At 67.2% G+C, this 24006-nt stretch carries 26 protein-coding genes and 1 tRNA gene; 11 read left to right on the top strand and 16 right to left on the bottom strand.

Translation table 11 applies throughout. The features are described 5' to 3' along the window. Window positions 1-97 precede the first annotated feature (97 nt). From ACFWF1_RS05710 to ACFWF1_RS05700, 3 genes are all read left to right on the top strand, one after another. Window positions 98-541 (top strand): MarR family winged helix-turn-helix transcriptional regulator, encoded by a 444-nt coding sequence (locus tag ACFWF1_RS05710; RefSeq protein ID WP_379282040.1) that lies wholly within the window; start codon window positions 98-100, stop codon window positions 539-541. 12 nt (window positions 542-553) lie between these two features. Next, on the top strand, window positions 554-1801 hold the full coding sequence (locus ACFWF1_RS05705) for an MFS transporter (protein WP_379282039.1): 1248 nt from the start codon (window positions 554-556) through the stop codon (window positions 1799-1801). A gap of 96 nt (window positions 1802-1897) precedes the next feature. Then, a complete protein-coding gene (locus tag ACFWF1_RS05700) occupies window positions 1898-2650 on the top strand; it encodes a DUF427 domain-containing protein (protein WP_379282038.1) in 753 nt (250 codons plus the stop codon). A gap of 97 nt (window positions 2651-2747) precedes the next feature. Here the strand turns inward: ACFWF1_RS05700 and ACFWF1_RS05695 are convergent, their stop codons facing one another. From ACFWF1_RS05695 to ACFWF1_RS05685, 3 genes are all read right to left on the bottom strand, one after another. Then, window positions 2748-3014 carry a type II toxin-antitoxin system RelE/ParE family toxin gene (locus ACFWF1_RS05695; RefSeq protein WP_379282037.1) on the bottom strand — a complete coding sequence of 89 codons (267 nt, stop codon included), beginning with the start codon at window positions 3012-3014 and terminating at the stop codon, window positions 2748-2750. Beyond that, window positions 3011-3265 (bottom strand): type II toxin-antitoxin system Phd/YefM family antitoxin, encoded by a 255-nt coding sequence (locus ACFWF1_RS05690; protein WP_379282036.1) that lies wholly within the window; start codon window positions 3263-3265, stop codon window positions 3011-3013. Before ACFWF1_RS05690 ends, ACFWF1_RS05695 begins: the two co-directional genes overlap by 4 nt. A 223-nt stretch (window positions 3266-3488) precedes the next feature. Next, a complete protein-coding gene (locus ACFWF1_RS05685; RefSeq protein WP_379282035.1) occupies window positions 3489-4406 on the bottom strand; it encodes an AraC family transcriptional regulator in 918 nt (305 codons plus the stop codon). A 95-nt stretch (window positions 4407-4501) separates the two neighbouring features. Here ACFWF1_RS05685 and ACFWF1_RS05680 point away from each other — a divergent pair, with 95 nt between their 5' ends. Next, a complete protein-coding gene (locus tag ACFWF1_RS05680; RefSeq protein ID WP_379282034.1) occupies window positions 4502-5560 on the top strand; it encodes a saccharopine dehydrogenase NADP-binding domain-containing protein in 1059 nt (352 codons plus the stop codon). A 39-nt stretch (window positions 5561-5599) separates the two neighbouring features. Here ACFWF1_RS05680 and ACFWF1_RS05675 read toward each other — a convergent pair. Beyond that, window positions 5600-5673 (bottom strand) — tRNA-His (locus ACFWF1_RS05675). 98 nt (window positions 5674-5771) lie between these two features. Here ACFWF1_RS05675 and ACFWF1_RS05670 point away from each other — a divergent pair. Next, window positions 5772-6185, top strand: coding sequence for a cupin domain-containing protein (locus ACFWF1_RS05670; RefSeq protein ID WP_379282033.1), 414 nt, complete (start codon window positions 5772-5774; stop codon window positions 6183-6185). A gap of 3 nt (window positions 6186-6188) precedes the next feature. On the opposite strand, the gene ACFWF1_RS05665 is transcribed toward ACFWF1_RS05670, so the two are convergent. The 3 genes from ACFWF1_RS05665 to ACFWF1_RS05655 all read right to left on the bottom strand — a co-directional run bounded on the left by ACFWF1_RS05665 (window position 6189) and on the right by ACFWF1_RS05655 (window position 8802). After that, window positions 6189-7130 carry an NAD(P)H-dependent flavin oxidoreductase gene (locus tag ACFWF1_RS05665; RefSeq protein WP_379282032.1) on the bottom strand — a complete coding sequence of 314 codons (942 nt, stop codon included), beginning with the start codon at window positions 7128-7130 and terminating at the stop codon, window positions 6189-6191. Window positions 7131-7255: 125 nt separating this feature from the next. Then, window positions 7256-7588, bottom strand: a complete 333-nt coding sequence (locus ACFWF1_RS05660; protein ID WP_379282031.1) for a hypothetical protein — start codon at window positions 7586-7588, stop codon at window positions 7256-7258. Next, entirely contained in the window at window positions 7588-8802 is a 1215-nt protein-coding gene (locus tag ACFWF1_RS05655) for a Rieske 2Fe-2S domain-containing protein (protein WP_379282030.1), read from the bottom strand. The genes ACFWF1_RS05660 and ACFWF1_RS05655 overlap by 1 nt, the downstream gene beginning before the upstream one ends. A 198-nt stretch (window positions 8803-9000) precedes the next feature. Here ACFWF1_RS05655 and hsaA point away from each other — a divergent pair, with 198 nt between their 5' ends. The 4 genes from hsaA to hsaB are packed head-to-tail and all read left to right on the top strand — an operon-like array spanning window position 9001 to window position 12540. Beyond that, on the top strand, window positions 9001-10164 hold the full coding sequence (hsaA, locus tag ACFWF1_RS05650) for a 3-hydroxy-9,10-secoandrosta-1,3,5(10)-triene-9,17-dione monooxygenase oxygenase subunit (RefSeq protein ID WP_379282029.1): 1164 nt from the start codon (window positions 9001-9003) through the stop codon (window positions 10162-10164). Between the two features lie 8 nt (window positions 10165-10172). Continuing rightward, on the top strand, window positions 10173-11051 hold the full coding sequence (hsaD, locus tag ACFWF1_RS05645; protein WP_379282028.1) for a 4,5:9,10-diseco-3-hydroxy-5,9,17-trioxoandrosta-1(10),2-diene-4-oate hydrolase: 879 nt from the start codon (window positions 10173-10175) through the stop codon (window positions 11049-11051). Further along, window positions 11051-11956, top strand: a complete 906-nt coding sequence (gene hsaC / locus ACFWF1_RS05640; protein ID WP_379282027.1) for an iron-dependent extradiol dioxygenase HsaC — start codon at window positions 11051-11053, stop codon at window positions 11954-11956. The genes hsaD and hsaC overlap by 1 nt, the downstream gene beginning before the upstream one ends. A 17-nt stretch (window positions 11957-11973) precedes the next feature. Next, on the top strand, window positions 11974-12540 hold the full coding sequence (hsaB, locus tag ACFWF1_RS05635) for a 3-hydroxy-9,10-secoandrosta-1,3,5(10)-triene-9,17-dione monooxygenase reductase subunit (protein ID WP_379282026.1): 567 nt from the start codon (window positions 11974-11976) through the stop codon (window positions 12538-12540). 55 nt (window positions 12541-12595) lie between these two features. Here hsaB and dmpG read toward each other — a convergent pair whose 3' ends face one another. From dmpG to ACFWF1_RS05615, 4 genes are read right to left on the bottom strand one after another with little or no spacing between them, the layout of a single operon-like run. Next, window positions 12596-13636 (bottom strand): 4-hydroxy-2-oxovalerate aldolase, encoded by a 1041-nt coding sequence (gene dmpG, locus ACFWF1_RS05630; RefSeq protein WP_379282025.1) that lies wholly within the window; start codon window positions 13634-13636, stop codon window positions 12596-12598. 11 nt (window positions 13637-13647) lie between these two features. After that, window positions 13648-14559, bottom strand: a complete 912-nt coding sequence (locus tag ACFWF1_RS05625) for an acetaldehyde dehydrogenase (acetylating) (RefSeq protein ID WP_379282024.1) — start codon at window positions 14557-14559, stop codon at window positions 13648-13650. Window positions 14560-14569: 10 nt separating this feature from the next. Then, a complete protein-coding gene (locus ACFWF1_RS05620) occupies window positions 14570-15355 on the bottom strand; it encodes a 2-keto-4-pentenoate hydratase (RefSeq protein ID WP_379282023.1) in 786 nt (261 codons plus the stop codon). Window position 15356: 1 nt separating this feature from the next. Further along, entirely contained in the window at window positions 15357-16985 is a 1629-nt protein-coding gene (locus ACFWF1_RS05615) for an FAD-binding protein (protein WP_379282022.1), read from the bottom strand. Window positions 16986-17098: 113 nt separating this feature from the next. Here ACFWF1_RS05615 and kstD point away from each other — a divergent pair, with 113 nt between their 5' ends. Both kstD and ACFWF1_RS05605 read left to right on the top strand, forming a co-directional pair. Continuing rightward, complete coding sequence (gene kstD / locus ACFWF1_RS05610) at window positions 17099-18808, top strand: 3-oxosteroid 1-dehydrogenase (protein ID WP_379282021.1); 1710 nt, start codon at window positions 17099-17101, stop codon at window positions 18806-18808. Continuing rightward, window positions 18808-19674 (top strand): MaoC/PaaZ C-terminal domain-containing protein, encoded by an 867-nt coding sequence (locus ACFWF1_RS05605; protein ID WP_379282020.1) that lies wholly within the window; start codon window positions 18808-18810, stop codon window positions 19672-19674. The genes kstD and ACFWF1_RS05605 overlap by 1 nt, the downstream gene beginning before the upstream one ends. A 51-nt stretch (window positions 19675-19725) precedes the next feature. On the opposite strand, the gene ACFWF1_RS05600 is transcribed toward ACFWF1_RS05605, so the two are convergent. From ACFWF1_RS05600 to ACFWF1_RS05580, 5 genes are read right to left on the bottom strand one after another with little or no spacing between them, the layout of a single operon-like run. Further along, entirely contained in the window at window positions 19726-20199 is a 474-nt protein-coding gene (locus ACFWF1_RS05600) for a hypothetical protein (protein ID WP_379282019.1), read from the bottom strand. Next, window positions 20196-21470, bottom strand: coding sequence for a DUF58 domain-containing protein (locus tag ACFWF1_RS05595; RefSeq protein WP_379282018.1), 1275 nt, complete (start codon window positions 21468-21470; stop codon window positions 20196-20198). The genes ACFWF1_RS05600 and ACFWF1_RS05595 overlap by 4 nt, the downstream gene beginning before the upstream one ends. A gap of 10 nt (window positions 21471-21480) precedes the next feature. Then, window positions 21481-22443, bottom strand: a complete 963-nt coding sequence (locus tag ACFWF1_RS05590; RefSeq protein ID WP_379282017.1) for an AAA family ATPase — start codon at window positions 22441-22443, stop codon at window positions 21481-21483. Window positions 22444-22472: 29 nt separating this feature from the next. Next, complete coding sequence (locus ACFWF1_RS05585) at window positions 22473-22970, bottom strand: hypothetical protein (RefSeq protein WP_379282016.1); 498 nt, start codon at window positions 22968-22970, stop codon at window positions 22473-22475. Beyond that, complete coding sequence (locus tag ACFWF1_RS05580) at window positions 22967-23911, bottom strand: DUF4129 domain-containing protein (protein WP_379322157.1); 945 nt, start codon at window positions 23909-23911, stop codon at window positions 22967-22969. The genes ACFWF1_RS05585 and ACFWF1_RS05580 overlap by 4 nt, the downstream gene beginning before the upstream one ends. Between the last annotated feature and the right edge of the window lie 95 nt (window positions 23912-24006).

The following is a 24006-nucleotide window of genomic DNA, read 5'->3' as shown; positions in this document are numbered from 1 at the left end:
ACGCTCCTGTGTACCCGGGCTTTCGCGTGTTCGTGATCGAGTTCACGGGACATATATAGTTAGCTTATGTAATAATATCTAGGTGCAGCAGGCTCAGGTGAATACAGCGGATGACATTGTCGTCGATCTACTCGTTACTGCGGGCAGGCTCACTCGGCTGGCCGGGGTGATCAGCGGCGACGACCTGCCGCGGGCGGTGTTGCGGGCACTTGCGGTGCTCGATGAACACGGCGCCGTGCGGGTCAGTGAGTTCGCCAGGATCGACCGTTGTTCGCAGCCGGCGGCAACGACGCTGATCGGCAGGCTGGTCGCGGATGGCTTCGCGACCCGGCGCAAGGACTCGGCGGACTCCAGGGCCGTCGTCGTCGAACTCACCCCGGCCGGGCGCAACCGGCTCACCCAGGCGCGGCAGGCGTTCGCCGCCGCGCTCACCACGCGGCTCGACGGCTTCGACCTCGAACGCCTCGCCCGCATGGACACCGATTTGAACGAACTGCTGGAGGCCCTGAAAACGGCTACGCCACAGCATCATCCGATGTAGAGGGAATTATCGATGAGCACCTTGGCTCCTGATCGCGCCGTCGGCGCGGAAACCACTGCGACCAACCGCCAACCGAAAGCTGTGTGGGCCGTTGCGTTTGCGAGCGTGATCGCCTTCATGGGGATCGGGTTGGTAGACCCGATTCTGAAACCGATCGGCGAACAGCTGCATGCGTCACCGTCGCAGGTATCGCTGCTGTTCACCAGTTACATGCTGGTGACCGGTGTGGCCATGCTGATCACGGGCGTGGTGTCCAGCCGGTTCGGCGCGAAGAAGACGCTGGTGGCCGGTCTGGCGATCATCATCGTGTTCGCGGCGCTGGCGGGGTTGTCCGACACCGTCACCCAGATCGTCGGATTCCGTGCGGGCTGGGGTCTCGGCAACGCGCTGTTCATCGCCACCGCGCTGGCCACCATTGTCGGCGCGGCCAGCGGCGGCGTGGCCCGCGCGATCATCCTCTACGAGGCCGCGCTCGGTATCGGCATCGCGACCGGTCCGCTGCTGGGCGGCGTGCTCGGCGGAATAAGCTGGCGTGGACCGTTTTTCGGCGTCTCGGTGTTGATGGCCGTCGCCCTGGTCAGCATCGTCGTGCTGCTGCCCGAGGGGCCGAAGCCGACGCATCACACCTCGATCGCCGCCCCGTTCCGCGCGCTGCGGCACCGCGGCCTGCTGACCGTCAGCCTCACCGCGCTGCTCTACAACTTCGGCTTCTTCACCCTGCTCGCCTACACACCGTTCCCGCTGGACATGGGCACCTACGCGATCGGCTTCATCTTCTGCGGCTGGGGCATCCTGCTCGCACTCTCGTCGGTGTTCCTGGCACCGCGGTTGCAGCGGCGGTTCGGTTCGCTGCCGATGATGGGCCTGTCGATCGCACTGTTCGCCGCCGACCTCGCGGTGATGGCGGTGTTCGCCGAGCACAAGCCGGTGCTGATCATCGGCACCGTGCTGGCCGGGCTGTTCCTCGGCGTGAACAACACCCTGATCACCGAGGCCGTGATGATCTCCGCGCCGGTCGAGCGGTCGACCGCCTCGGCGGCCTACAGCTTCGTCCGATTCGCCGGCGGCGCGGCCGCGCCGTACCTGGCGGGCAAGCTCGGCGAGCACAGCATCGCGCTGCCGTTCTGGGTCGGCGCCGCCTGCACCGCGGCCGCGGTGCTGGTGCTGCTGGCCGGTCGCGCGGCACTCGCGCACATCGACGAGCACGACCCGGCGCCGCACAGTGTCGCCGAGGCGGAAGCGATCACCGTCGGCGACTGAACCGACCAGCAGCTGCCTGGACCCGCGCAGGGTTCAGGCAGCTGCGCTGTCTGCGATACCTGCCGGCGACGCTGCTCGGGAGTACCGTCGGATGTCATGGGCGATGCGCAGCGAGGCCGGGTAAAGATCGAAACCAGCCAGAAGCGAGTTCGGGTATTTCTCGGTGGCCGGGTGGTGGCCGATACGGCTCAGCCGGTACTGGTGTGGGAGGGTCCGCACTATCCGACCTACTACATTCGGGCCGCGGACCTGCAGGCGAAACTCGAGCCGACCGGTCAATCTCACCACTCCCCCAGCCGTGGTGACGCGACGGAGTACGACGTGGTCGTCGACGGCACCACCGCCGCCGCTGCCGCACTGCGCTACCACGATTCGCCACTGACCGAGCTGAACGACCTGGTGCGGCTCGAGTGGAGCAAGATGGACGAGTGGTTCGAGGAAGACGAACCGGTCTACGTCCACCCGCGCGATCCCTACTCCCGGGTCGACATCCTCGGCAGCTCCCGGCACGTGCGCGTCGAGATCGACGGCGTCACCGTCGCGGACTCGCACTCCCCACGCATCCTCTTCGAAACCGGCCTCCCCGCAAGGTATTACCTCCCGATGACCGACGTGCGGATGGACCTGCTGCACGCATCGGACAGCCACACCAGCTGCCCGTACAAGGGCACTGCCGACTACTGGACCGTCCGCCTCGGGGACAAGGAATACCAGGACTACGTGTGGGGCTACCGCACACCGCTGCCGGAGAGCCAGAAGGTCGCAGGCCTGGTCTGCTTCTACAACGAGAAGGTCGACACCTACGTCGACGGCGAACTTCAGGACCGCCCGAAAACACCGTTCAGCTGACTCGGTCAGCGGTAACGAGTCGAGCCGTCCGCCTATTTATCGGCACGAGACAATCAGGCCCGTAGTCACAATCGACTGCGGGCCGCTCTCGGACTGGTCAGAGATCGCGGTACACATCCCGACGCCACCCGACCTTCACGACCAGGATCACCAACACATCGTCCTGTATTTGGTAGACGACCCGGAAGCGGCCCACGCGCAGGCGGTAGGCGTCCACGTTCACCAACTTACGGACGGCCAGCCCTTCTCCGTACGGATCGTCGCCGAGGACAGTGAGCGCGGTGAGGATGCGCATCGCGTCTCGCTGTTCCAGATCTCGCAGTTCACGCCGGGCCGACTCGAGAAACCGAAACGTGTACTTCACTTACGCGCCTCGAAAATGTCGGCGAGCACCTCGGCCATGCTGGAGGTCTTCTCACCGGCGGCGAGGCGGGCGACGGCCTCCCGTGCCAGTATTTCGTCTTCGGCGTCGTCGACCGCTTCCACCACGGACAGCGGAACCAGCGCGGCGGCAGGGGTGCCGTCGCGGAGAATGATCACCTGTTCACCAGACTCGGCGGCATCGATGTATTTCGCCAGGTTGGTGCGCAGTTCGCGGGTGCTGATCTCACTCATACACAGAGTGTACACGCCATCGTGTACACGATGGATCTTAGGTCACCGCCGCTACGCATACTCCGACATCGTCAGGCTGCGGTCGAGGTTGGCCCAGCCCACGGAGCAATGCTGCACGCATCAGCAGTCGCGCCGCAGCGGCGGCCCGCGCGAAAGCTGACCACTTACTCGGAGCCAACGACCACGTAGTGGACTGCCCGCGCCCCGCCTCCTCCCGCCACGGTCAGACTGCGACGAGTGGTGGTTTGTCCTCGGCGCGACGGTATTGGCCTGGGGCTAGGCCGTATTCGCGCTTGAAGGCCTTGGCGAAGGCGAATTCGGAGGTGTAGCCGACCTTTCGGGCGATCGTGCCGAGGGGGGCGTCGGTGTCGCGGAGGAGGCGGGCGGCGGTGAGCATGCGCCAGCGGGTGACGTAGGCGAGGGGTGGTTCGCCGACGGTGGCGGTGAAGCGGCGGGCGAGGGTGGCGCGGGAGACGCCGGCGATATCGCTGAGATGCGGGACGGTCCACCCGCGCGCCGGGTCCTCGTGCACGGCACGCAATGCCGCGGCGACCGCCGGATCGGCGAAAGCGCCTGCCCAGCCGGTGGATTGAGCGGTGGACTGTTCGTCGAGCCAGGCGCGGAGGGTGAAGAGCACCAAGGTTTCGAGCAAGGCGGGAACGGCGGCGTCGCTGCCCGGACGCGGTTCGGCGATCTCGGCGGCAAGCAGGTCTACCGCGCCGCGCAGCGCCGGATGACGACCGGGCAGAGCCGGAAGATGGATGAACTCGGGCAGTTCGTCGAGCATCGGATGGCTCCGCTGTCTGCCGAGTTCGTATGCGCCGCACAGCAATGCCGTGCGCACACCAGGCCCGGTGATCTCCCTCGGCTCCCCCGGCTGCGCCTTCTCGTCGACTGAACTGTCGAGGCTGTCGACCAAGACATGGTCGGCGCCACGCGGCATGAATACGACGTCGCCGACGCCGAGCGCCATCGGCGTGCCACCCGGCGGCACCAGCCAGCAGGAGCCCTGCAGCACGACATGGAAACCGGCACCGGGTACGACGGGATAGCTGCGACCCCACGGTGCGTGCCGAATGAACATCCCGGAGGTCGGGCTGCCCGTGCGGATGGCGGCGATGGTTTCGCTGAGAATGTCCACCCACTCACCATAGCGCTCCACAGTGAGTGTTTTAGATATAGCAGCGATTAATACGGCCATTGGTTTACTCACACATCAATCATAGATTTTGAGTCATGCCATCGACGAGCTCCACTGAATCCAGCAAGACCATCGCCGTCTACGGTGCCACCGGGATCACCGGCGGTTACCTCCTCACCGAACTGCACCGTCGCGGCCTCACCCCAATCCTGGTGGGCCGCAACGAAGCACGCATCCGTGCCGCCGCGGTGGCCGCCGACCTCCCGGACGCCGAGATCCGAGTTGCCGACCTCGCCGACCACGACGCCTTGGTCACCGCGTTCACCGGCGCCGACGTGGTGATCAGCAGCCTGCCCGCGTACGTCGAGCACGGTCCAGCGGTACTGGCCGCGGCGATCGAGGCCGGAGCGAACTACACCGACATGTCCGGCGAACAGCTGTTCCTGAAGCAGGTGTTCGACGAGTTCGGCCCGCGGGCCGAGGCCGCCGGGGTGAGCCTGGTCGCCGGCGTCACCGACAGCAATCTGCCCGGTGACCTGCTCGGTTATCTGACCACCCGCCGGGTCGCCGGTCCGGCCGAGGTGGTGGTCAGTCATCTGAGCAAGAGCGGCGGCAACGGCTCCAAGGGCAGCGCGAAGACGGTGCTGGCGAGCCTGGACTGGTTCCGCAGCGGCGGCTGGAACTACGCCGACGGCGAATTCCGTACCGGCACAGCGGCTCGGCACGCTTCGATGATCTTCCCCGGCGACACCGCACCGACCGCGGTCGCGAAATTCCCGCAGCCGCCGGTACTTACGATCCCGCGCCACTCGGATGTCTCCTATGTCGAAGGCGTGCTTGCCACTTCGATCCTCGACACCCTGAGCGGCTTCACCGCCGACCTCATCGACTCGCTGCCCGACGCACCGAGCGCGGATCTGCGTTACGACCTGGTAGTCGACGCTTACGGCGTGGACGGCCGCACGGTCCGCGGCGTCGTCAGCGGCGTGCACTCCTACCGCGATTCGGCGCTGATGGCGGTGGCGGTCGCCGTCCGGCTGGCCGAGGGCACCACGAAGCCGGGCGCGCTGGCGGCGGCCGAGGCCTTCGACGCGACCGAATTCCTCGACGCGCTGGCGCCGTTCGGCATCACCTGGCGCATCGCGGAACGCTGAGCACGCGGCCCGGGAAGGCGCCGGTCCGGCGCCTTTTAGGGTGAGTGACCGGATTTGAACCCGCGACCTCCTGGATCACAACCAGGCGCTCTAACCAACTGAGCTACACCCACCATGGTGTTCAGCCAAGGTAGCGCGACAGTTCAGCTCCGGTCATCTGGTTTTTCACCGGGACGTCCGGGACTACCGTCCACGAATCAGGCATAGTCGAATGATGACCGACAACCGACCCGAACTCGCCGCAGCGCTCGACCTGGCACCGCACCCGGAGGGCGGCTGGTTCCGCGAAACCTGGCGCAGCGCCGTGGAATTCAAGCCGGAAGGCTACGACGGCGCGCGGTCCAGCGCGACCGCGATCTACTTCCTGCTGCTGCCCGGCGAGCAGTCCGCGCCGCACACGGTCCGCTCCGACGAGCTGTGGCTCTGGCATCGCGGTGGCCCGCTGGTGCTGAACATCGGCGGCGAGGAAGTGGTGCTCGGCCCCGATGTCGAGCACGGTCAGGTACTGCAGGCCGTGGTGCCGGGTGGAGTCAGCCAGGCCGCACGACCGGCGGGCGACGAGTACGTGCTGGTGAGTTGCTTCGTCTCCCCCGGCTTCGACTTCGCCGACTTCCAGATGGACTGAGCTTCAGGCTCCCGCGTATTCGCGCCGCGTCCGGTCGACGAGTTCGGCGACGCCGAGCACCTCGGTGACGCCGGACGCGGCGTGACCCGCGCTCCAAATGTCCGACCAGTTCTTCGGTGCGGCGGAGTCGGCGAAATGTGCTGCGGTATCGAAGGTTCCGGCCCGTAGGGCGGCGACATCGATGCCGAGCGATTGCATCGACCCCGCCAGCATGTTGGTCGGTAGGCCGGTGAAGGCGGAGGTCAGCACCACATCGTCGAGGCTGGACGCGGCCACCAGGTCCTTGTGCGCGGGCGCGGCCATGCTCTCGGCCGTGGCGAGGAACTTGGTGCCCATATAGGCCAGGTCCGCGCCGAGGGTGATCGCCGCCCGCAAGGCCACGCCGTCGGACACACCACCGGCCAAAACCACTGGCCCGTCGAAGAATTCGCGAACGGCGCGGACGAACGCGAAGGGGTTCGCCCAGCCGGTCTGCCCGCCCGCACCGGCGGTGAGCAGGATCAACCCGTCGGCCCCGCACTCGACCGCACGCACCGCGTGGTGCACCGACGCCACGTCCGCGAGGACCAGCGAACCCACCTCGTGCAGCGGCTCGACCACATCGCGGGGCGTCCCGACCGAGGTGATCACGATCTCCGCCGGCTGTTCCTGGAGCACCCGCAGATCCGGCAGCAGCCGCGCATTCCCCGGGTGCACAATCAGATTCGCCGCGACCGGGGCGGGACGTGGGCCGCCGCCGGACGCCAGCGCGGTGTCGATCTCCGACAACCACTGCGACAGTTGTTCGGGCGTACGGGCATTCACGGTCGGGAACGCGCCGACCACCCCGGCCCGGCAGGCCGCGATCACCAATTCCGGCCCGGAGACCTGGAACATCGGCGCAGCGATCAACGGCACCGTCAGCCGTGCCGTGAGTTCGGTGAATCCCACCGTGTGCGTGGCCATTGCGCGCCCCAATCTCCGGAACAGTTCCGTTCCGGACAATAGAGCAGCCCGACATGACATGGGAAAACGGTCAGTATGGCCTTGGCCAACTGCCTATACGGCGGCCGGCGAAGTTGTCGTATCGCCTACTCCGGCACCTCGACCACGCCCTCGTCCACGGCCCACTTGATGGTTTTCTCCAGCTGCGGGCAGGAGTCGGGGCGACCGAGACCGCCCCCGTTCCGGCTGAGCTCCGCGAAGACCGGGCAGTGCGTCTGCGGCGGCTCGGTCCACTGCACCGAGGTCTGATGCGAACTGCTTTTACGCACCAGCACTTGGCTTTGACAGGCCTGACACCGCAGCGGTGTCAGGCCCTGCTCCAGATAGTGCTGTTTGTCGACCACCGTCTGGGCGCGCACTTCGGCCTGCCGCGCCGGTTGGTCGGCGAAGTCGGGTGCTTTCGCCCAGGTGGCGGCCATCAGACCCCGGCCTCCGCCTGTTTCGCGGCAGCCTCGTCGGCCGCGCGCTTGCGGCGCAGGTTCTCCGCGACCTCGGCCTCCCACACCTCGTTCGCCTTGGTGGTGTCCACCTCGAACTCGAAGCGCTGGGTCATCTTGTCGGTGACATCGGCGAGATCGACATAGAACTGGTCGTACCAGCGGCGCAGCTGGTAGACCGGGCCGTCCTCCTCGCACAGCAGCGGATTCTCGACCTTGGACTTGTGCTTCCAGATCTCGACGTCCTGCAGGAAGCCGACACTGATGCCCTCGGTCATCTTCGCGGCCAGCTTGTCGGCCATCTCGCCCTCGACGCCCTGCGGCTTCTCCAGCGTGATGCCCCATTGCAGCACGAAGGAGTCCTGGGAGACCGGGTAGTGGCAGTTGATCAGGACGCTCTTGACCTCGTAGCCGGTGTACAGGTTGACCAGCGGATTGATCATGTAGGACGGCCCGAAATACGAGGCCTCCGAGGTCAGCGTGGTGTCGCCGCCGTACTTGGACGCCATCCCGATGTCCGGCCTGCCCTTGGTGTTCAAGTACTGAGTGGCGATGTGCCCCTCGAAGATGTTCTTGAAGTAGGTCGGGAAGGCGAAGTGGATGTAGAAGAAGTGCGCCATGTCGACCACGTTGTCGATGATCTCGCGGCAGTTCGCGCCCTCGATCAGCATGGAGTTCCAGGTCCAGTCGGTCCAGCCGCTGTCGAGCTGCTCGACCGGGTTACCGTCCGCATCGGTGTAAGGGCCCTTGATATGCGGGATGGTCACCTCGGGCGGCGGCTGGCTGCCCTCGACGTCGTGCCAGACGAACAGCTGGCCGTTGCGCTCCAGCGTGGTCCACTTCCGGGTGCGCGCCAGCGGTGGCACGCGCTTCCCATAAGGAATCGCGGTGCATTTGCCGTTCGTTCCGGACCAGCGCCAGTCGTGGAACGGGCAGGCGATGTCGTCACCCTTGACCTCGCCCATGCTCAGATCGCCACCCATATGCCTGCAGTAGGCATCGAGCACTCGCAGCTCGTCGCCGCTGTCGGCCCAGATCACGAGTTTGGTGCCGAACACATTCACCGCGTGCGGCTTGCCGTCGCGGAACGACTTGGCCAGACCGAGGCAATGCCATCCCCTCGCATAGCGGGTGGGCACGGTACCGACGTCGAGCTCCCGGACCTTCGCCCCGCTCCCCTGTGGGGTAACTGCCATCGCGAATCCTCCTCCTTCTGTACTAGAACACGTTACAAAAATGTCGCGTTCCACGCCAGCGATTCCCATCACTTCCTGCACATGTCCACTTACGACCCGTGATCGACACCCGTTCTCGACAGAAATAGGAACCTGTTCTAGTCTCAGAAGCAAATGAGTACCGGTTATCCAATTGACCAGGCAGGAGCAGGTCCCGAGATGACGCAAGAAGTGACCGAACGGGTCGACGCGCTGTTGCCGACCCTGCGCGAGCGCGCGCAGGAGGCCGAGGACCTGCGGCGCATCCCCGACGAATCCATGAAGGCCTTGCAGGAGACCGGCTTCTTCCGGCTGCTGCAGCCCAAGCAGTGGGGTGGTCACGCGGCCGACCCGGTGGTGTTCTACGACACGGTGCGCAAGCTGGCCAGCGCGTGCGGGTCCACCGGCTGGGTGGCGGGCATTGTCGGCGTACACAATTGGCACCTGGCGCTGTTCGATCAGCAGGCGCAGCAGGACGTCTGGGGCGAGGACACCGAGGTGCGGATCTCCTCGTCGTACGCGCCGATGGGTGCGGGCGTGGTGACCGAGGGCGGTTATCTCGTCAACGGTTCGTGGGCCTGGTCGTCGGGTTCCGATCACGCCACCTGGGCGGTGCTCGGCGGTCCGGTGATCAAGGACGGCAAGCCAGTTGACTTCGGTAGCTTCCTGATCCCGCGCGACGACTATCAGATCGATGACGTCTGGAACGTCGTAGGGCTGCGCGGGACCGGCTCCAATACCGTTGTGGTGAAAGACGTTTTCGTCCCGAGGCACCGATTCCTCAGCTTCCGCAAGATGAGCGAGCTGCAGGCGCCCGGCCTGGAACAGAACACCGATCCGGTGTACCGGATGCCTTGGGGCACCATCCATCCCACGACCATTGCCACACCGATCGTCGGCATGGCCTACGGCGCGTACGACGCGCACGTCGAGCATCAGGGCAAGCGGATTCGCGCGGCCTACGCGGGCGAGAAGGCGAAGGACGATCCGTTCGCCAAGGTGCGCGTCGCGGAGGCGTCCAGCGATATCGACGCGGCCTGGCGGCAGCTTTCGGGCAACGTGGCCGACGAGTACGCGCTGTTGTTGGCGGGCAAGGACATTCCGTTCGACCTGCGGGTGCGGGCCCGTCGCGATCAGGTGCGAGCCACCGGTCGCTCGATTGCCGCCATCGACAAGCTGTTCGAGAGTTCCGGTGCCACCGCGCTGGCCAACGGCACTCCGCTGCAACGCTTCTGGCGTGACGCGCACGCGGGACGGGTGCACGCGGCGAACGATCCGGAACGGGCTTACCAGATGTACGGCCAGCACGAGTTCGGGCTGCCCGTCACCGACGCGATGGTGTAGGAGTTGCTGTGACCTCTACGGTGGAAATCACCGCCGAATCGACCTCCCGCTTCGCGCAGGTGCGGCCGGACCTGCGGCTGCACTACCACGAGGCGGGCGTCGGCAACGGGCCGACGATCGTGCTGCTGCACGGCGGCGGGCCGGGCGCGTCGTCCTGGTCGAACTTCTCCCGCAATATCCCGGTGCTGGCGCAGAACTTTCATGTGCTCGCCGTGGATCAGCCCGGATACGGGCAGTCGGACAAGCCGACCGAGCATCCGCAGTACTTCGTGCACAGCGCCTCGGCGCTGAAGGATCTGCTCGCGCACCTGGAGATCACCTCGCGGGTGCATCTGCTCGGCAATTCGCTCGGCGGCGGCGCGGCCGTGCGGTTCGCGCTGGACTATCCGGATCTGGCCGGGAAGCTGGTGCTGATGGGTCCGGGTGGGTTGAGCACCAACCTGTTCGCGCCGGATCCGACCGAGGGCGTCAAGCTGCTCGGCAAGTTCAGCTACCAGCCGACCAGGGAGAACCTGGAGGCGTTCCTGCGGATCATGGTCTTCGATCAGTCGCTGATCACCGACGAGCTGATCGACGAGCGGTTCGCCGCGGCGAGCACGCCGGAATCGCTGGCCGCGGCCCGTGCGATGGGGAAGTCTTTCGCCGGTGCGGATTTCGAGAAGGGCATGCTCTGGCGCGACGCGTACAAGCTGCGTCAGCCGGTGCTGCTCATCTGGGGCCGGGAAGACCGGGTGAATCCGCTCGACGGGGCGCTGGTCGCGACCAAGCTGATTCCGCGCGTGCAGTTGCATGTTTTCGGCGGCTGTGGACACTGGGCACAGTTGGAGAAGTTCCACGAATTCAACCGGCTGACAAGTGATTTCCTTGCCGGTTCCAAGGAGAAGTGATGGGGATTCGATCACTGGCCTACCTGCGCATCGAGGCGACCGACATGGCCGCCTGGCGCGAGTACGGGCTCAAGGTGCTCGGCATGATCGAAGGCAAGGGCGGGAATCCGGACGCGCTGTACCTGCGGATGGATGAATTCCCGGCGCGGCTGGTGATCGTGCCCGGCGAGAAGGACGCACTGCAGATCTCGGGGTGGGAGACCGCCAATGCCGAAGAGCTGCAGGACATTCGAACTCGGCTCGAAACCGCGGGTGTGCCCTACAAGGAGGGCACCGCGGCGGAGCTGGCCGATCGGCGGGTGCACGAGCTGATCCGCTTCGACGATCCGTCCGGCAACACCCTGGAGGCGTTTCACGGTGCGGCACTGGAACATCGGCGGGTGGTGAGCCCGTACGGGCACCGGTTCGTCACCGAGGAGCAGGGGCTCGGGCACGTGGTGCTCAGCACCAAGGACGATCAGGCCGCGCTGGAGTTCTACCGGGACGTACTCGGCTTCCGGCTCCGCGACTCGATGCGGTTGCCACCGCAGATGGTCGGGCGCCCGGCCGACGGTGAACCCGCCTGGCTGCGTTTCTTCGGCTGCAACCCGCGGCACCACTCGCTGGCGTTCCTGCCGATGCCGACGTCGAGCGGCATCGTGCACCTGATGCTCGAGGTGGAAGACGCCGACGATGTCGGGCTGTGCCTGGATCGCGCGCTGCGCAAGAAGGTTCGCATGTCGGCGACCCTCGGCAGGCACGTCAACGACAAGATGCTGTCCTTCTACATGAAGACGCCCGGCGGCTTCGACGTCGAATTCGGCTGCGAGGGGCTCGAAGTCGACGACAATGATTGGATCGCGCGCGAATCCACCGCCGTGAGCCTGTGGGGCCACGACTTCACGGTCGGGCAGCGCCAGCAGTGACCGAGAGGGCGAGCGAGATGACCCAAACCGAAATCGATGCACGGGCTTTCCGTAACGTGCTCGGCCAGTTCTGCACCGGCATCACCGTCATCACCACCTTCGATGATGCCGAAGCACCGATCGGTTTCGCCTGCCAGTCCTTCGCCGCCCTCTCCCTCGACCCACCCCTGATCCTGTTCTGCCCCACCAAGACGTCGCGCTCCTGGGCCGCCATCGAACAATCCGGCCGCTTCTGCGTCAACGTCCTGGCCGAGGAACAGCGAGAAGTCTGCGCCCGCTTCGGTTCCCGCGAACCCGACAAGTTCGCCGGCGTCCCCTGGCACACCTCCCCACTGACCCTCCCGGTCTTGGACGATGCCCTCGCCACCATCGAATGCACCGTCGACAGCGTCGTAGACGGCGGCGACCACTACATAGTCATCGGCCGAGTCCAAGCCCTCACCGAATCGACAACCTCCGGCCGCCCCCTCCTCTTCTACCGAGGCCAATACACCGCCATAGAACCCGACAAGACCACCCCGGCCCCTTGGCGCGCCGACCTCGACCACTTCCTCACCACAACCACCCTCGACACCTGGTTGTAGCGCAGCGCGAAATGGCCGAGAAACTCTGGTTTCTCGGCCATTTCGCGTTCGAGGATCAGGTGGCGGGGACGGTTTCTTTTTCGCGTTGGAGTTCTAGGGCGATGTCGATGAGTTGGTCTTCCTGGCCGCCGACCAGTTTGCGTTTGCCTGCGCGGACGAGCATTTCGGCGGCGGAGACGCCGTAGCGTTCGGCTTGGCGTTCGGCGTGCTTGAGGAAGCTGGAGTAGACGCCTGCGTAGCCCATCATCAGGGATGAGCGGTCCAGGAGGCATTCCTGGGGCATGGCGGGGCGGACTACGTCTTCGGCGGCGTCGGCGATGGCGTAGAAGTCGATGCCGGTCTTGATATCGAGCTTGTCGCAGACGCCGACCAGGGCCTCGACGGGGGTGTTGCCCGCGCCGGCGCCGAAACGGCGGGCACTGCCGTCGATTTGGGTGGCGCCCGCGCGGATGGCGTAGATGGAGTTGGCGACGGCGAGGTCGAGGTTCTCGTGGCCGTGGAAGCCGACCTGGGCGTCGCCGCCGAGCTCGGCGACGAGGGCGGCGACGCGGTCGGTGACCTGGTCGAGCACGAGGGCGCCCGCCGAGTCGACGACGTAGACGCACTGGCAGCCCGCGTCGGCCATGATGCGGGCCTGCTTGGCCAGCACCTCGGGCGGCTGGCTGTGCGACATCATCAGGAAGCCAACGGTTTCCAGGCCGAGGTCGCGGGCCAAGCCGAAGTGCTGGATGGAGACGTCGGCCTCGGTGCAGTGGGTGGCGATGCGGCAGATCGAGGCGCCGTTGTCCTGGGAGATCTTGATGTCCTCCTTGACGCCGACACCGGGCAGCATCAGGACCGCGATCTTGGCCTGGGTCGCCGTCTCCGCGGCGATCTTGATCAGTTCCTGCTCAGGGGTTTTGGAGAAGCCGTAGTTGAACGAGGACCCGCCGAGTCCGTCACCGTGGGTGACCTCGATGACCGGGACGCGCGCGCCGTCGAGGGCGGCGACGATATCGCGGACCTCGGTGGCGGTGAACTGATGGCGCTTGTGATGCGATCCGTCGCGCAGCGAAGTGTCGGTGACGCGGATGTCGAGTTCTGCTGAGTAAGCCATGTTTTCGCTCCTTACACCCGGGCCGAGACGATTTGACCGGCGATGACCTCGCCGACCTGCGTCGCGGCGGCGGTCATGATGTCGAGGTTGCCCGCGTACGGCGGCAGGAAGTCGCCCGCGCCTTCGACCTCGACGAACACCGAAACCTTCGCCATGCCACCGGAAATCACCGACGGCGGGTCGAACTGCGGGTCGTTGAGCAGGCGGTAGCCGGGTACGTACTGCTGGATGTCGGCGACCATCCGATGGATGGAGTCGGTGATCGCGTCGGTGTCGGCATCCTCGGGGATGGCGCAGAAGATGGTGTCGCGCATGATCATCGGCGGCTCGGCCGGATTCAGGATGATGATCGCCTTGCCACGCTCGGCGCCGCCGATGGTTTCGACACCGCGGCTGGTGGTCTTGGTGAACTCGTCGATGTTGGCCCGGGTACCCGGTCCTGCCGAGACCGAGGACACCGAGGCGACGATCTCCGCGTAAACCACCGGCACCACGCGGGATACGGCCGCGACGATCGGGATGGTGGCCTGGCCACCGCAAGTGATCATGTTGACGTTCGGCGCGTCCAGGTTCGCGCCGAGGTTCACCGGCGGCACCACGGCGGGGCCGACGGCGGCGGGCGTGAGATCCACCGCCCGGATACCGGCTTCGGCATACTTCGGCGCGGCCGCGCGATGCACATACGCCGAGGTCGCTTCGAAAATCAGGTCGGGCAGCTCGGATTGACCGAGCAGCCAATCCACCCCTTCGGCCGAGGTCTCCAGCCCCAGCCCGCGGGCCCGCTTCAAACCCTCGCTGTCGGGATCGATCCCGATCATCCACCGCGGCTCGATCGCTTCCGAGCGCAGCAGTTTGTAGAGCAGATCGGTACTGATATTGCCGGACCCGACGATCGCGGCGGTGACGGTCCCGTTGTCGGACACCACAAGCCTCCTAAATGAATTGCAAACGGACAGCACCGAGTCCAGCGAACTCGGCATGGAACTTGTCGCCCGGCCTGGCGTCGATGGCGCGGGTGCACGAGCCGGGCAGCACGATGTCGCCCGCCTTCAGCCGCACCCCGAAGCTCGCGACCTTGCGAGCCAGCCAGGCCACCGCGATGACCGGGTCGCCGAGCACGGCGTCGCTGCGCCCCTCGGCCACCACCTCGTCGTTGCGGGTGAGCACCGCGTCGATCGCCTTGACGTCGATGTCCTTGGGCGCCACCCGTTCCGGGCCGAGCACGAAACCGGCGGAGGACGCGTTGTCGGAGATGGTGTCGGTCAGGCCGATCTTCCAGTCCTTGATGCGCGAGTCGATCAGCTCGATGGCGGGCGCGAAAGCGACTGTCGCGGCGAGCACGTCGGCCTCGGTGCAGTCCGCGCCGGGCAGGTCGGCGCCGAGCACGAAGCCGACCTCCACCTCGACGCGGGGAAACAGATAGCGACCCGCCTCGACCGGAACGTCTTCGTAGACTTCCATTTCCGCGAGCAGATGCCCGTAGTCGGGCTCATCGACACCCATCATCTGCTGCATGGCCTTGGACGACAGGCCGACCTTGTGGCCGACGATCCTGGCGCCGGTGTCGAGCCTGCGCCGGATATTGATCAGCTGGATCTCGTAGGCGTCGACCACGTCGATGTCCGGATGCCGGGCGACCAGTGGATCGATCGCCACCCGATCCCGTTCGGCGAGCTCCAGCTCATCGGCCAATTCGGTTCGTACCGCGTCGGACAGCACGCTAGTTTCCTTCCACTATTGCTTGATCGAGTTCGGACAGCGCCTGCTCGCCCGCCGCGGAGCGCCCGGCCCGCCGGCCGGAGAAAATGCAGTCCGACAGCGACAGCCCGCTGACGTAGGACTCCGAGCAGATGCCGATGGCGGTCCTACCGGCCGCGAAGAGTCCCGGAATATCGGTTCCGGCAGTCGATTTCACCGCGCCGGTCTGCTCGTCCACGACGACGCCGCCGAGGGTGAGCATCGGACACGGATTGGCCAGGCTCGGTTTGATGCCGACATCCAACAGCCAGAACGGCCCGGTGCGCAGCGGTGTGGTGAACTCGGCCGGCTTGCCGACCGGGTCCGGCGTGCCCTGCTCGATCGCGGCATTGTGCGCGTCCACCGTCGCGCGCAGCCCGACCACGTCGATCCCGGCCTTCGCCGCGACGGCCTCGAGCGTGGCGCCGCGAATCGCGGTGCGCCGCATCGCCTCGAACTGGCCGCGCTGGAACCAGGCGCCCTGCTTGCCGATCTGGCCGATCGCGGTCCGCATCAGCTCGTCGTCGGCGAGCAGCCAGCCCTTGCCGTCGTGTTCGGTGATGAGCGCGTGGCCGACCGCGGCGCCGTATCTGGTCTCGTCGATGACCCGGCGGCCCGCCGCATCGACCAGCACCGCGCCGGTAAAAGCGCTGGGCGGCAAGAGGAACCGCCAGGCGGAGACATTGCCCATCCGATCGGTGGCCGCGCCCACCCGCTGCGCGAGCAGGATCCCGCTGCCGTCGTCACCGGTGGTGCCGAGCGCGAGCCCGCCGCGATAGTCCGGCGCGTATTCGCGCAGCATCGCGCGATTGGCGATGAATCCGCCGGCGCTGAGCACCACGCCGCGCCGGGCGAGCACGCGAACTGTCTTGCCGTACTGGCGATCCAGCCGATCGAGCCGCTTCTCCAATGCGGCGCGCAGCGGCGGATAGTAGATACCCGGCTTGGCCGCGACCTTCGCCATGCGGGTGTACCGGTCCCGGACCCGCCCCGGTGCGTCACGCAACGTCCGGCACTCGACCCCGATCACGGTGCCCGCGTCGTCGACGATCAGTTGCGTTGCCTGCGTGAGTGTTTCGACCCGGACGCCGAGCCGGGAGGCGGCGGCGGTGAGCGGCCCCGTCAGCTGCTTGCCGGAGGTACCCTTGCCCTTGACCCGATGCCCGCGCTGCGCCGCCGGGATGTCCCGGAACGCGCCCGAGATCTCGCTGCCCGAGTAGTACAGGTAGTAGCTGTCGTTCGGATACGACGTCTTGTACGGGCACAGCGACGCCTCGAACGGAACGCCATGCCCCTTCAGCCACTCGATCATCGCCGGGCTGCCGTCCACGAACCGGCGCAGCGTCTCGGGCGACACCGCGTCGCCGACCTCGCGCTCCAGATACGCGAGCATCGCCTCGGGCGTATCCGTGACACCGGCCTCCCGCTGCACCGACGTCCCGCCGCCCGCGTAGATGATGCCGCCGGACAAGGCCGACGCCCCGCCGCCGGCGAACCGCTCCAGCGCGAGCACCTGCGCGCCGTCGGCCGCCGCCTCCAGGGCGGCGGCGGCACCGGCCGCGCCGAAGCCGACGACGACCACGTCGGCCACCAGGTCCCAATCGAACCCCATGTAGTTCACTCCGGTCTGAAACTGAAACGAGTTTCTCAGCAAGCGGAAAGCCAAGTAAGTCTTCTGCCACACAACATAGACCAATGGCGGCATCATTCTATAACGTGTTCTACATGATTGATCGGGAATACGATGTGGTGGTCGTCGGCAGCGGCGCTGCGGGCATGACCGCCGCCCTCACCGCCGCCCACCACGGGCTCAGCGTGGTGCTCATCGAGAAGGCCGCGCACTACGGCGGGTCCACCGCACGCTCCGGCGGTGGCGTCTGGATCCCCGGCAACAAGGCGCTGCGCGCGTCCGGCCGACCTGACGACCGCGAAGTGGCCCGCACCTACCTGCACAGCATCATCGGCGACGTGGTGCCCAAGGAGCGGATCGACACCTACATCGACCGAGGTCCGGAGGCGTTCGACTTCGTGCTCGACCACACCCCGCTGAAGATGAAGTGGGTGCCGGGCTACTCCGACTACTACCCCGAGGCGCCCGGCGGGCTCGGCGCGGGCCGCTCCTGCGAACCGGCCCCGTTCAACGCCAAGGTGCTCGGCGCGGAGCTGGCCAACCTGGAGCCGCCCTACGCCAAGGCGCCGCTGAACGTCGTCGTGATGCAGGCCGATTTCGTCCGGCTCAACCTGATCCGCAGGCACCCGAAGGGCATCGCACGCGCACTGCGGGTGGGTGCGCGCACCTACTGGGCCAAGGCCACCGGCAAGCACATCGTCGGCATGGGCCAGGCGATCATCGCCGCCATGCGCAAGGGTCTGCTCGACGCGAATGTGCCGGTGCTGCTGAACACCCCGCTGACCGGGCTCGTGGTGGACAACGGCGTGGTCACCGGGGTCGAGGCCGAGCACGAAGGCGAGCCGGTGACCTTCACCGCGCGCTACGGCGTGGTGCTCGGCAGCGGCGGCTTCGAGCACAATGCGGAGCTGCGCACCAAGTATCAGCGCCAGCCGATCACCACCGAGTGGACCACCGGTGCGGCCGCCAATACCGGCGACGGCATCGTCGCGGGCATGGCGGCGGGCGGCGACGTCGGCTTCATGGAGGACGCCTGGTGGGGTCCGACCATCTTCAAGGGCGGGCGGCCGTGGTTCGCGCTGGCCGAGCGCAACCTGCCGGGCACCATCATGGTCAACGCCGCGGGCAAGCGATTCGGCAACGAGTCCGCGCCCTACGTCGAGGCCGTGCACACCATGTACGGCGGCGAGTACGGCCAGGGCGAGGGGCCGGGCGCGAACATCCCGGCCTGGCTGGTCTTCGATCAGCGCTACCGCAACCGCTACATCTTCGCCGGTTTGCAGCCGGGCCAACGCTTTCCGTCGCGCTGGCTGGAGAACGACAACATCGTCAAGGCGGACACCCTCGAGGAACTGGCCACCAAGATCGGTGTCCCCTCGGCAGACCTCGCCGCCACGGTGGCCCGCTTCAACACCTTCGCCGAGACCGGCAAGGACAGCGACTACGGCCGCGGCGACAGCCACTATGACCGGTACTACGGCGATCCGACGGTGAAGCCGAACCCGTGCCTCGCCGCGCTGGTGCAAGGCCCGTTCTATGCCGCCAAGATCGTGCCCGGCGATCTGGGCACCAAGGGCGGCCTGGTCGCCGACACCTCGGGCCGGGTGCTGCGCGAGGACGGCAGCCCGATCCAGGGGCTGTACGCGGCGGGCAACAGCTCGACGCCGGTGATGGGCCACACCTACGCGGGCCCCGGCGCCACCATCGGCCCCGCACTCACCTTCGGCTACCTGGCCGTGCTCGATATCGTCGAGAAGCGGGCCGCGCAGCCCACCCGACCGCTGCCCAGCAGCAAGGAGGCCTGATGCCCATCGATCCGAAAGTGGCGCTCGGAGCGGAACTTCCGACCCGTGAATTCGCGTGGACACCGTCCGATGTGCAGCTGTATCAGCTGGGCCTCGGCGCGGGCACGCGGTGGACCGACCCCGCTGAGCTGCGCTATCTCGACGACCGTGCGCCGCAGGTGCTGCCGACGTTCGCGACCGTAGCGCCGACCCTGCACGAGACCGAGCCGCCGCGAGTCAGCTTCCCCGGCATCGACATCGACCTGGCGAAGGTGGTGCACGGCCATCAGGAGGTGGAGGTGCATCGCCCGATCCCTGCCTCGGGTAAGGCGACAAGCACCGGGCGGATCACCGAGCTCTGGGACAAGGGTTCCGCGGCGGTGGTGGTGCAGGAGCAGACCGTCACCGGTTCCGACGGCGAGCCGCTGTGGACCGCGCGGTCCTCGATCTTCGCGCGTGGTGAGGGCGGCTTCGGCGGCGAGCGTGGGCCGAGCACGAAGTCCGAACTGCCCGATCGGGCACCGGATTTCGACGTGACCACGGCGACGCTGCCGCAGCAGGCGCTGCTCTATCGGATGTTGGGCGACCGCAACCCGCTGCACTCGGATCCCGAATTCGCCCGCGCCGCCGGGTTTCCCGCGCCCATCCTGCACGGGCTGTGCACGTACGGCATCGTCTGCAAGACGGCTACCGACACCGTGCTCGATGCGGATGCGAGCCGGGTCACCGGATTTCGCGCCCGCTTCGCCGGTGTGCTCTACCCGGGCGAGACGATCCGCACTCGCATCTGGCAGCAGGACAACGAGTTGACTATCGCCGCGACGGTGGTCGAACGCGAGGACGCACCTGTCCTCGGCGACGTGACCCTGCGGTTCCGGTCCGCCTGATCTCCGCCAGCCCCTTGGTCTACCTCGGACGCGATTCGCGTGTGCGGTAGATCAGGGGGTGTTCGGCTGTGTTTGAGCGGGGCGGGGTTCGGCACCGTTGCGAGCGCGGCGGATCGCCGCGCCGTGGACTACCAAGGCGTACAGCAGGATTATCAGGATCGGGGCGGCGAGGGGTGCCCAAGCCAGGCGCAGGGGGAGCAGTGCGGCACCGACGCCGGCTACGGCGAAGCCGACCGCGCCGGTTACCGAGGGGACGGTGGTCGGGACGACGCCGTGTGGCGCGGTGACGGTGGCGGCGTTGAGTAGGTAGGTGGTGGCGACCAATCCTGTTGCCGCGGCGGCGAGTACGCCAGGATTCGCGACGGCGAGCACGCCGACGGCCAGTAGGACAGCGGCGACCGCGACGGGTCGGAACCACCAACCGAGTGCGACCAGGACGAGGGCGGGAACTGCCGCCCACGGCTCCAGCAACGCCACCGATGTCACCAGCAGTACGCCCGACAGGACGGCGAGGAATCTGGTCATCGACGCACCCGGACGGTGCGGCGGTGTTCCGGCAGCACGCGCATGATCTGATCGAGCCGGGTGTCGGCGGGCCAGGCGACGATATCGACGCCGACGGTGCCCATGTCGCGATACATCGAGGCCCGCTCGAGCTGCCACATCTTGGCCAGCGTCGGATCGAGCAAGCCGCGAAACGGTGTGCCGCGCAGGACATCCACCACCACCACGACGTGCCCGCGCTTGCGCAGATCGATCAGCGCGAGCGCGAACTGGGTGTCGAGCAGCGTGGAGAAGGCGACCACGATGGCACCGAGCGGCACGGCCGAGTGCGGTGCCAGGGTGCCGGTGGTCGGGATGTGCTCGTCGCCGACGCCGAGCACGGTGTCGACGACCCGATAGAACTGCCGGCGCCCGATATCGGGCCGCAGCCAACGCGGCGCCTGACCCAGGCAGACCACGGCGGTCCGGTCACCGGCCTGCAGGGTCGACTGGACCACCTGCGCCGCGCCGCGCACGGACAGTTCGAGGGAATCGGTGGCGGGGCCCGGCGCCTGCTGCGAGGTGTCCACCAGCACAACGACATCCGCGGAACGGTTGGTCAGCCGCTCGGTGACGTACAGCCTGCCGCGCCGCGCACTCACCGGCCAGTTCACGATGCGCAGCTGGTCACCCGGCGCGTAGGCGCGGATGTCGGCGTACTCGACGCCGGGTCCGTGCCGCCGGGTCAGGTGGGTGCCGAGTCGCTCGGGAAGTTCGGTGCGCGGTAACCGCATTCGCTGCGGATCGGTGATCGGGTAGACGAACAGTTGCCCGGCGGGCAGTACGACGTTCGCGACCGCGAGACCCGCCGGACTGAGCGCGGACACCCGCACCGAGACGGGATAGCGACCCCACCGGTCCGCCGACAGTGCGAGCCGTAGACCGGCCGGGGCGACGCCCGAATCGCTGGCCTCCTCGACCTCGATACCGAGTGCTACCACTGTTTCCGGCTTCAGCCGCAACAGCGCGTGCCCCTGCTCGACGAACGCGGCGACGGTCAGCACCACCTCTTCGGATTCGAAGCACCGCAGCGTCCCACCACCGTCGACCTGGATCTTCGTCGACGACTGCTGCCACGGTGCGGTGGCGAGCACCCCGAGCAGCGGCGCGGCGAAGACCACCAGTTGCCACCGCCCGAGTACCACCGCGAGCACCAGCGCCGCCGCGGCGCAGATCGCCAGCATGAAGACCAACGGCGCCGGGCGCCACCGCAATTCGGCCTCGACCGCGGTGCTGGCGTCGCGATGCCTCATGATCGCTCGCTCATGTCACGGTGGCGCGCGGAACAGGCAGGCGGCGCAGCAGTTCGGTGATCACGTCCTCGCCGCGGATCCGGCGCACCCACATCTCCGGCCGCAACGTGATCCGATGCGCCATGGCCGGAATCGCCAGTGCTTTAACGTCTTCCGGAATCACATAGTCGCGGCCGAGCAGTAGCGCCCGGGCCCGCGACATCTGCACCAGGTCCAGTTCCGCGCGCGGACTCGCGCCGACCTCCACCTGCGGATGCGCCCTGGTGGCCGTAGCGAGCGCGACCACGTAACTCACCACATCCGGATGCACAGTGACGTATTCGACCGATTGCCGCATCTCCATCAGCCCGTTCGCGTCCACCACCTGGGTGACCTGCGGCGTCGTCGAACCACGCTCCAGCCTGCGCCGAATCATCTGCTTCTCGTCCTGTTCGGACAGGTAGCCGAGCCGCAATTGGATCGCGAACCGGTCGAGCTGCGCCTCCGGCAGCGGGTAGGTGCCCTCGTACTCGATCGGGTTGTCCGTCGCGAGCACGATGAAAGGCTGTGGCAGCTGGAAGGTTTCGCCGTCGATGCTGACCTGTCCCTCGGCCATCGACTCCAGCAGCGCGGCTTGCGTTTTCGGCGGGGTCCGGTTGATCTCGTCCGCGAGCAGCACATTGGTGAACACGGGTCCGCGCCGGAAGGTGAAGCGGCCGGAGTTCATGTCGTAGATGGTCGACCCGAGTAGATCGGCGGGTAGCAGGTCGGGCGTGAACTGCACACGGGTGAACTGCAGGCCGAGCGCCGCGGCGAACGATCGCGCGATCAGCGTCTTGCCGAGGCCGGGTAGGTCCTCGATCAGGACGTGACCGCCGGCGAGCACCGCGATCATGATCAACCGCATCTCTTCCTGTTTGCCGACGATCACCCGGGATAGCTCCCTGAGCACGGCATCGCTGCGCTGAACGGTGACATCCATCGGCATCGTCATGTGTGTACCCGCACTTGCCTCAACCCATTTCACATTCTCTGCAGGCGACTCAGGATCTCGTCCAGTGCCGCCCGTCCCGGTGCCCTAGTGGTCTGATCACGCAATGCCGAGTTGGCCGGGTCCACCCAGCGCCACAGTTCCGGCCCGAACAGGTGGATGCCCGCGGCCTCGGTCGCCCGCCGATTCTTCGCGACCCGCTGGCCGCTGGACAGCTCGAACTCCTTGGCCAGCAAGGGGCGCAGGTGCCGGTCCCAGTCCGCGCGAGTGCCGTCCGCGCGGTCAGCGAGCATCTGTGCCCTGGCGTGCCAGCGGTGCAGCATCTCGGCCGGACCGTTCTCGATCTCGTCGATGTCCTGGTAGCCGCGCGGCTCCGACCGCTCGAGCAGCGACCAGACCAGCCAGGCGAGGGCCACCGCCACGGGCACCGCCGCGACGAACAGCAGCACCCCGCGCGCACGATCGAGGGTGACGATCTCGATCAGCGCGATGACGATCGCGGCACTGATGACGATGGCCGTTCGATTCAAGCTGCCGCCTCTCCCTGCAAGTCCGCCAGGACAATTCGCAACAGTTGCTCGGCCCGCATCCGCTGCCACTCCAGCATCGCGTGCGGACTGAACCTGGCCTCCTCGAACAGCGAAACCAGTTCTCGCGCGGACGCGTCGTGCAGCGCGCCGCGCTCGAAGGCGCGGGCGAGCACCTCCATCGGGGTGTCCGAAACCAGTGGCGCGGCAGCGCGATCGAAGGCGAGGCCGCGTTCCATCGCGACGTAGCAGGCGATGATCGCGGCGCGCGGCTCCTGACCGGGCACATTCATTGCGGCCAAGCCCATTTCGGCCGCCCTGGCCAGCGAGTCCACCGCGGTGGGGGCGACCGGGACCAGTGGCAACGGAGCTGGCGCGGGCCTGCGCCGGGCGGCCACCGTGACCACGATGAGCCCGGTGATGGCCACGCCGAGCAGAGCCACTGCGGCGATGGCGGTCAGTAGCAGGGCGGTGCCGGTCAATTCGGCGGGGGTGGCGCCGGGGTCGGGTGTCGCGGTGGCGAAATCGTCCGGCGGCTGTCCGGTGGTGGGGGCCGATGCCGGTGGTGGGGGCGCGCTTTCGCGGCCGACGCCGACGAAGAACACGGCGGAGGCGGCCGCGAAGATCAGCGCGAGCGCCGTGAGCCCGGCCAGCACCAGCAAGCCGACGCGGCCGAGGCGCCACTGCTGGCGGTCGGTGTCGCGGTCGGGCTCGGGCATGGCCAGTGGCAGGCGGTGCTGGCTGGCGATCACGCCGGCCAGCAGGATCACCACGGACACCGTGAGCAGTACCGGCATCAGCGCTACTGTCAGCGCCGAGGACGCGGGGCGATTATCGCGGGATTCGGTCACTCCTGGGATGTATCCGTGCAGGGTGATCGCGGCAAGGATCAGCAGCGTGATCAGCACGATCACGCGCATTATCGGCGCTCGCGCCCCAGCCACTGATTACCACCACATCTGAGTACTGCACAAAACAGCCACATAGTTACATGCCGGACGGTCCGCTCGGGAGGGAATCGAATACTTTGGAATACATC

It is taken from the genome of Nocardia sp. NPDC060255 (assembly GCF_042727395.1).
Classification (GTDB): Bacteria; Actinomycetota; Actinomycetes; order Mycobacteriales; family Mycobacteriaceae; genus Nocardia.
The sequence above is the reverse complement of the archived record's forward strand: the minus strand, read 5'-3'. Positions and strand labels throughout refer to the sequence as shown.